The following is a 7,293-nucleotide window of genomic DNA, read 5'->3' on the forward strand; positions in this document are numbered from 1 at the left end:
GGTTTTCTAGTTGATCTCTTAAGTACACACCTACTTTTGCTGCATTCTCACAAAGCTGATCTTCTTCTACAATTTGTAAAATCTGCGTAGAACGAACCATATCAACCAAATTGCCTCCCCAGGTTGAGTTAATACGGCTTGGCACTTTAAATACATTGGTTTCAATTTCGTCTACCTTATTACCGACAAGAATACCACAAACCTGCATTTTTTTTCCAAAAGCGATGATATCTGGTTGAGCTTTTTCACTAAAATGTTGATGGCACCAGAATTTACCGGTTAACCCAACCCCGGTTTGTACTTCATCATAAATCAAAAAGGCATCATTTTCATCGGCCAAGGCCTTAAGTTGGATCAAAAATTCTTCACGCAGGTGGTTATCTCCACCTTCAGATTGGATTGGTTCTATAATTATAGCGCAGATATCGTCTTTATTATCTGCAAATGCTTTTTTGATCTGCGCTAAAGATGTTTCTTCGGTTTGAATGGCATGACTTAAATTATTTCCTGAAAGCGGAAATTTAACTTCCGGAACAGCCACTCTTGGCCAATCGAATTTGGCAAACCACTTGGTTTTATCGGGTAGGGTATTGGTTAAGCTTAAAGTATAACCCGTTCTGCCATGAAAAGCCCTTTCGAAGTGTAAAACCTTAAAACCTTTTTCTTCAGTATATCCTTTCGCAAAATTTTTCTGAACTTTCCAGTCCATGGCTACCTTAATTGCATTTTCTACTGCTAAGCCTCCACCTGCAATAAAAAAAGCATGCGGCAGGTAAGCCGGAATACCGACTTTGGAAAATGTTTCAACAAACTGTGCATACTGCTGGGTGTAAACATCAGAGTTCGATGGATTAGCTAATGCAGCGAGGAGAAGATTTTTTTTAAATGCTTCATCATTGATCATTTTAGGGTGGTTATAACCTAAAGGAACGGAAGCAAAACAAGTGAAAAAATCGAGTAAAGTTCTGTTGTGTTTAGCATCGTAAATGTAAGCACCATGACTTTTTTCCATATCATAAGTCAGGTCGAAACCATCGGCCAAAATGTGCTTACTTAACGATTCGTTAACGCGATCTGCAGGTACTGTTAATTGATACATAAACTTGGTTTTGGTATAATCCAAATTTAGTTAAATGTGCCTAAAATCAAAATTTAAGCACTTTTTGTGCACTTTACATAAAAAATAGGTTTAAACTGTTTAAAGTATGATTATAGACAAAATCGCGTTTTGGACTTCACCGATGTGGAAAACTTTTTTCGAAAATTCTTATTGCGGAGCAAATTAAATCTAAATAAATATGAACTATCTATGGGTTTTAAGCCTGATATTGTAAACCTTATGAAAGAACTTCTCCATCAGCATATTTCCAACCATGTAACCATTCCGGAAAAGGAAAGAGATATATTCTGTAACCTGTTCAAACATCAATTGGTTAAAAGAAAGCGTTTTTTACTGCAAGCGGGTGAAACCTGTAAATTTGAAGGTTTTGTAATCAAAGGACTTTTCCGCATCTATCATGTTGACCAAAATGGTTTTGAAAACATATTGTATTTTGCCATTGAAAACTGGTGGATTACCGATATTGATAGTTTCACCAATAACACACCTTCTCAGCTCTATATAGAGGCTCTTGAAGATAGTGAGGTACTGCTTATTTCTAAGAAGGACAAAGAATTTGCTTACATCAATCGTCCTCAAATTGAGAAGCTATTCAGGATAATGACCCAAAAAACCCACGTTGCCCTACAAAGGAGGATGATCGATAATTTGAGTAAAACTGCAGACCAGCGCTATCTTGATTTTATTAAAAAATATCCGCAGCTCCTACAACGATTGACCAACCTTCAGATTGCAGCTTATTTAGGCATTAGTCACGAATTTTTGAGTAAGATCAGAAAAAAAAATGTAACCGGTAGCTAGCTAACCTGTATTTATTGAACTTGTTCAATCTTTTTGTCTTGGTGTCCTGTGCATCTTTGTGTCATCAAATAACATAAGGCATGAAATCAATTATTTCAACATTATTTCTAACTATTCTAATCTTAYTAAAAATGGAAGCAAATGCACAAGGTTTCAAAACTATTGAAACAGCTAATTTAAAGCTCGAAGTTTATAACGCATCAGAGAATGCTTTTGGCGTGGCATCCGTAATCGTTTCAGGTAAAACAGATGCCGTTTTAATCGACGCACAATTTACTTTGGAAGACGCGGAAAAGGTCGCCGGCCAAATCAAAAAGTCTGGTAAAAAATTAACTGTAATTTATGTTTCCCATGCTGATCCTGATTATTACTTCGGATTGGAAGTTTTTAAGAAACATTTCCCGGAAGTAACGGCTTTCGCCTCACCGGAAACCGTGGAAGCTATCAAAGCCTCTGCACAGAAAAAACTGGATGTTTGGGGGGAAAGATTAGGCAAGGCCATTACTTCTAATGTGGTATTACCACAGGTTATAAAGGGAAATAGCATTGATTTGGAAGGTCAGAAACTCGAAGTTGTTGGCTTGGAAGAATTTCCTGCAAAAACCTTTGTTTGGATTCCTTCAATTAAAGCAGTAATAGGTGGTATCAATGTTTTCGGAACTACATTTAACCTATGGATGGCAGATGCACAAACGCCGGAAGCCCGTAAAAATTGGATTGCTGTTTTAGACAAAATCGAAGCCTTAAATCCTTCAATCGTTATTCCTGCACATGCCAATAACGCAAGCCCATTTGATGTTAGTGCAATAAAACATACCAAAAGTTATATCCAGTTTTACGAAGAGGCTTTAAAAACCAACAAAACTTCTGAAGAGTTGATCAAAGCGATTAAAGCACAATATCCAACATTAACTTTTGAAACGGCTTTACAGATTGGAGCAAAGGTGAATACCGGCGAAATGAAATGGTAGAATTAATCGCAAGGAATAAATTTAAGTTAATTATTCCTTGCGATCTAAAAGGCTAAAAAAACGCTCTTAAATCATTATTTCTTTTTGAGATTGTTTTTTTTGCAAAAGCACAGAAGAAATGAAAACAATTATATCCAGTTTGTTGGTTGCAGGTATGCTGCTGACAAGTTGTGTCTCAAATATCAATAAAATGACAAATCTAGAAATTGTAAAAAGTACCTACGAAGGAAAAACTTCGGAAGAAAATGGTGAAAACTTAGCAAAATATGTTGCTGAAGATATCTCATGGACAGAAGCAGAAGGATTTCCGTGCGCAGGCACTTATATAGGCTTGGAAAACATTAAAAAAAATGTTTTTGCAAGACTAGGAAGCGAATGGATTGATTATAAATTCACGCCAGAAGATTATGTTGCCAATGAAGACAAAGTGGTAGCGTATGGAACTTATTCTGGTACCTATAAAAAGACAAATAAGCCTTTTACGGCAAGAGTTGCCCACATATGGAAACTGAAAGAGCGTAAAATCATAAGTTTTGAGCAGTTTGTGGATAGTAAGCCAGTAAATGATGTCATGCAATAAAGTTATTCGCTTTATTGTTGAGAAGGACTTTTTGCATCATCTGATTCCCGCTTATAGTCATTGAGTAAATACAGAATTTCGTCTGCCTTCCTGTCCAGATGTGATACAGGGATTTTTGCAGAAGTGCCGTCCTTTAATAATACGGTGATGTAATTTTTATATATACTCCCGGCATTATCACGTCCCACTTCTTCTATGCTGAATGCAAAACCCTCTATGTTTTTCCAATTGTAAAAATCACGGTCTTTAATGATCAGCTCATTTTCCGTAAAAGTAATATGAGGTGTTTTTTTGATCAGCTCGCGAAGTGCATAAATAAAAAGCCATATAGGAAATATACTGAAAACAGCTATGATGCCTACTGTTACAATTGTAAAATCACCATAAAATATATAAATAAAAAAGGGTATCGATATTATGGACAACACTAATATAACATAAAGGTTTAAAGGTGCTTTTCTGATAACAAGGGGTTCCATTGAAATATTTTAAGGTTGAGAAACTTTCTTCACATACAAAAACTTCTTATCTAAAGCACTAATATATATACTATCTGATTGATTTAGAATAAAATTCTGTTACAAGTTGATTGCTTGTGTTTTACAAGTTAATTGTGTGGAAATTATTCTATGGCACATTTTTTTAAAAAACAATATTGAAATCACATCATTTTAAGCGATTTTATCGATATAAAAATCAGAATGCCGAACGTGATCCTCCACCGTCCACTACTGAAACCGTTCCTGTTATATATTTAGCACGTGGCGAAACCAGGAAAACAGCCATGTTTGCCATATCTTGCACTTCACCAAAATCTTGCAAAGGTATTTCACTTTCAGCATATTTCCTGCGCTCATCACCCGGGAAATAAGGCCGGATGTTTTCAGTATCGATAAGTCCCGGCTGTAAACAGTTCGCCCTGATTCCATATTTGCCCAACTCACCTGCAAGTTGTTTAGACCACATTGCCATTGCGGCCTTGGCAATAGCTGAAACATTCAACGAGCGTAATYCATAAGTACTGGTCAAATTGAGTATTGTACCTTGTTTGCGGGCTATAAAATGTGGTAATAGCGCTTGAGTGAGCAACCTGGGGCGCTCAAAATCTAAGGCCATCGATCTAGTCCAGGGTTCTTCTGGTCCTGCAACATCTACAGGCTGACTTTGCCCCGCGTTGTTGATGAGGATGTCGATATGGCCAAGTGCAGCTAAGGCCGCAGTAGCAATTTTGTGAGGCGCGTTTGGTGCCAGTAAGTCCTGCGTAAAAACAATAGGGGCAATGTTGCCTTCAGCAACAATCTCACTGGAAAGGCTATCTAATGATTGTTGGTTACGGCCTGTTACGAAAACTTTTACACCTTCCCTTGCCAGCTCTTTTGCTATTGCGCTACCTATCCCTTTAGAGGCTCCGGTTACCAATGCCGTTTTTCCGGTTAAATATAAGTCCATATTTTCTTGTGATTAAAATGACCTTGCAATAATAACCTGTACCGCGTATTTTTATAGCATGCACTACCATTTGTATGGTACAAACAAATTTGTAAGTAATGACGGCACGAAAAGAAAATTCGACTTATACCCTCAACGAAAAATTTATAACGGATTGCGATCTGACTTATGCGGCCAACAAAATAGGAGGGAGATGGAAAATTGTAATATTGGATAAACTTGGAGACCGAAAATTGAGGTTTAGTGAGCTGAAAAAAGAATTCCCATATATATCAGAACGGATGTTAACCTTACAGTTGCGTGCATTGGAGCAGGATGAGCTGGTTAAAAGAACTGTTTATGCAGAGGTTCCTCCGAGGGTAGAATATGAGCTAACTCCGATAGCACTAGAGTTTCTTCCGATTTTTTGTCAATTAAGTGCTTGGGGCAAGAAGAATAAAGCGCTAAAGAAGAGTGGATCATAAAACCGTTAAAGTTTGATTAGAGGTATGCATAAATCAGCAAATATTGGTTACCTTTAATTGATTTGGCAGCTTATTTAATGTTGCATCAGTTGATTAGCAAATTTTAAAAATTGTATCGGGTTAAGTATTATGGCAGAAGTTAAATTAAATATCCAAAAAGAAGAACCTAGTGCATTCGAACTTTATGATGAGGGAGAAAAATATGGAGAAATGGTTTTTGATATTCAGGGCGGAAATTTAACGGTTTATCATACCGAAATTGATCCCGAAAAAGAAGGCAAAGGTTACGCAAAACTATTGCTGGATGCCATGGTAAATTATGTACGTACAAATAACCTGAAGGTAATTCCATTGTGCCCTTATGTGCATCTGCAATTTAAACGCCACGAAGAACTTTACAGAGATATCTGGAACAAAGTGCGCGAAAACGATTAATCGATAAAAACAATACTAGAATTAAATTCAGGAAAGCTACACTAATACTTCATGGTTTTGGAAAATCAATTTTCCAATGGTTCTGGTAAGAAAGCCACCGGAAAATTGTAAATGAGTTAATTAAACCTTTAAAAAAGAACTAAAAGCCGGTTGTTTTGGACGGTTTATTATTCAATGTGTATAGATCGTGCATCTTCATCTATTATTTAGCGGGCTTGCTCTATTTTTATTTCATTCGAAAGAAAGTAGCGATACTTTTATAACAAGAATCAAATCAACGGGACGATTTAGAGATCTTATTGGGGTTCCTCAGCAATGAGGGCCCTTTTTTTATTCAGGGCTAATGATATTGATCAGATAGTTAAGCGCATTTGCAGGATGAATTGGCATCAAAGATTGTATTACCCGTTTAAAACTTATCCTTCATGCCAAAAATGCCCATAAGCCCTCCGGTATGGATGGCCAATACTTTTTCATCTTTACCAATAATTTCTTGTTTTACTAAATCTTGAATGGCATAAAACATTTTCGCCGTATAAACAGGGTCTAGTAGCAATCCGGTTTTTGCAGTAAAGGTTTTGATAAAGCTGATCAGTTCAGGAGTGGTTTTCGCATAGCCTCCAAAATGATAATCGAGGTGAAGTTCGAGGTGGCTGGAGATGGGCGTATAATGTGCTATTTCTGCTTTGATAAATGAAGCACCCTTTAACACGGGGATGATATGTAACTTTGTATTTAATTGTTGTTGTTGAATTCCCATCAACAAACCTGCAGCTGTGGTTCCTGTTCCGGCAGCGCAAAAAATGTGGTCGTATGGTTCCACTAGCTCTTCAATTACCTCTGCGCAGCCAATGGTGGCTTCAACTGATGCACCCCCTTCATTTATAAAATAGGCTTGTGCATCGGATGCAAAATACTGGTCAAACAATTGGTGTTTATCCCGATAACTTTCACGGTCGGTAAAAATGAGTTTCATCCCAAATAAACTGCACAGTAATAATAGCTCATTTTTTACTGCTTCCCCACGTACAAAAGCTGTAGCGGTTAAGCCCGATCTTGATGCTGCGGCGGCAGTAGCCACGAGGTGATTGGAATAAGGACCTCCAAAAGTGACCAGATGCGTTTTTTGATCTGCTTTGGCCTTGGCTAAAATGTATTTGAGCTTACGCCATTTATTCCCGGAAATATAAGGATCGATAAGATCATCCCTTTTAACAAACAGGTTGTTTAAAGGAGAAAATGCTATTTTTTGTATTGGACTATATATTTCTTCGAACACGTGTGAAAATAAGCAAAGGTTATATCATAAAATTAATTTTAATTAATATGTCACGTTGTCCAAAGGACTCCTACGGAGAGCCTGTCGAAATGGACTAGAGACATTTACCCTTCCTTCGACAGGCTCAGGATGACAATCCTACCTTATTGATACAAGATTATATTCGATTATTTGCCGATACCAAGGCCTATACC

At 37.2% G+C, this 7,293-nt stretch carries 9 protein-coding genes; 5 read left to right on the top strand and 4 right to left on the bottom strand.

From position 1 onward, the window contains the following. A partial coding sequence (lat, locus tag AC1DPQ_RS12370; RefSeq protein ID WP_477609507.1) for an L-lysine 6-transaminase occupies window positions 1-1,099 on the bottom strand: 1,099 nt, incomplete at its 3' end. Window positions 1,100-1,339: 240 nt separating this feature from the next. On the opposite strand from lat, the gene AC1DPQ_RS12375 reads away from it, so the two are divergent. The 3 genes from AC1DPQ_RS12375 to AC1DPQ_RS12385 all read left to right on the top strand — a co-directional run bounded on the left by AC1DPQ_RS12375 (window position 1,340) and on the right by AC1DPQ_RS12385 (window position 3,472). Further along, window positions 1,340-1,921, top strand: coding sequence for a Crp/Fnr family transcriptional regulator (locus tag AC1DPQ_RS12375; protein ID WP_477580703.1), 582 nt, complete (start codon window positions 1,340-1,342; stop codon window positions 1,919-1,921). A 131-nt stretch (window positions 1,922-2,052) separates the two neighbouring features. Continuing rightward, window positions 2,053-2,892: an MBL fold metallo-hydrolase gene (locus AC1DPQ_RS12380; protein ID WP_477609509.1), complete on the top strand. Its 840-nt coding sequence runs from the start codon at window positions 2,053-2,055 to the stop codon at window positions 2,890-2,892. Window positions 2,893-3,010: 118 nt separating this feature from the next. After that, window positions 3,011-3,472: a nuclear transport factor 2 family protein gene (locus AC1DPQ_RS12385; RefSeq protein WP_477609511.1), complete on the top strand. Its 462-nt coding sequence runs from the start codon at window positions 3,011-3,013 to the stop codon at window positions 3,470-3,472. An 11-nt stretch (window positions 3,473-3,483) separates the two neighbouring features. Here the strand turns inward: AC1DPQ_RS12385 and AC1DPQ_RS12390 are convergent, their stop codons facing one another. Then, a complete protein-coding gene (locus AC1DPQ_RS12390; RefSeq protein ID WP_477583896.1) occupies window positions 3,484-3,951 on the bottom strand; it encodes a hypothetical protein in 468 nt (155 codons plus the stop codon). 217 nt (window positions 3,952-4,168) lie between these two features. Next, window positions 4,169-4,921 (bottom strand): SDR family NAD(P)-dependent oxidoreductase, encoded by a 753-nt coding sequence (locus tag AC1DPQ_RS12395; protein WP_477609513.1) that lies wholly within the window; start codon window positions 4,919-4,921, stop codon window positions 4,169-4,171. Window positions 4,922-5,019: 98 nt separating this feature from the next. Between AC1DPQ_RS12395 and AC1DPQ_RS12400 the strand changes: the two genes are divergently transcribed. After that, window positions 5,020-5,385 carry a winged helix-turn-helix transcriptional regulator gene (locus AC1DPQ_RS12400; RefSeq protein ID WP_215130779.1) on the top strand — a complete coding sequence of 122 codons (366 nt, stop codon included), beginning with the start codon at window positions 5,020-5,022 and terminating at the stop codon, window positions 5,383-5,385. A gap of 129 nt (window positions 5,386-5,514) precedes the next feature. Continuing rightward, a complete protein-coding gene (locus AC1DPQ_RS12405) occupies window positions 5,515-5,820 on the top strand; it encodes a GNAT family N-acetyltransferase (protein ID WP_477583899.1) in 306 nt (101 codons plus the stop codon). 409 nt (window positions 5,821-6,229) lie between these two features. Here the strand turns inward: AC1DPQ_RS12405 and AC1DPQ_RS12410 are convergent, their stop codons facing one another. Next, window positions 6,230-7,099, bottom strand: a complete 870-nt coding sequence (locus AC1DPQ_RS12410; protein WP_477583901.1) for a 1-aminocyclopropane-1-carboxylate deaminase/D-cysteine desulfhydrase — start codon at window positions 7,097-7,099, stop codon at window positions 6,230-6,232. Window positions 7,100-7,293: the final 194 nt, after the last annotated feature.

The organism is Pedobacter sp. 01T416_2 (genome assembly GCF_056398925.1).

Bases quoted from the DNA above. Each gene is read 5' to 3' on its own strand.
- AC1DPQ_RS12375 (WP_477580703.1), top strand. From the start codon at position 1,340: ATGAAAGAACTTCTCCATCAGCATATTTCCAACCATGTAACCATTCCG.
- AC1DPQ_RS12380 (WP_477609509.1), top strand. From the start codon at position 2,053: ATGGAAGCAAATGCACAAGGTTTCAAAACTATTGAAACAGCTAATTTA.
- AC1DPQ_RS12385 (WP_477609511.1), top strand. From the start codon at position 3,011: ATGAAAACAATTATATCCAGTTTGTTGGTTGCAGGTATGCTGCTGACA.
- AC1DPQ_RS12390 (WP_477583896.1), bottom strand. From the start codon at position 3,951: ATGGAACCCCTTGTTATCAGAAAAGCACCTTTAAACCTTTATGTTATA.
- AC1DPQ_RS12400 (WP_215130779.1), top strand. From the start codon at position 5,020: ATGACGGCACGAAAAGAAAATTCGACTTATACCCTCAACGAAAAATTT.
- AC1DPQ_RS12405 (WP_477583899.1), top strand. From the start codon at position 5,515: ATGGCAGAAGTTAAATTAAATATCCAAAAAGAAGAACCTAGTGCATTC.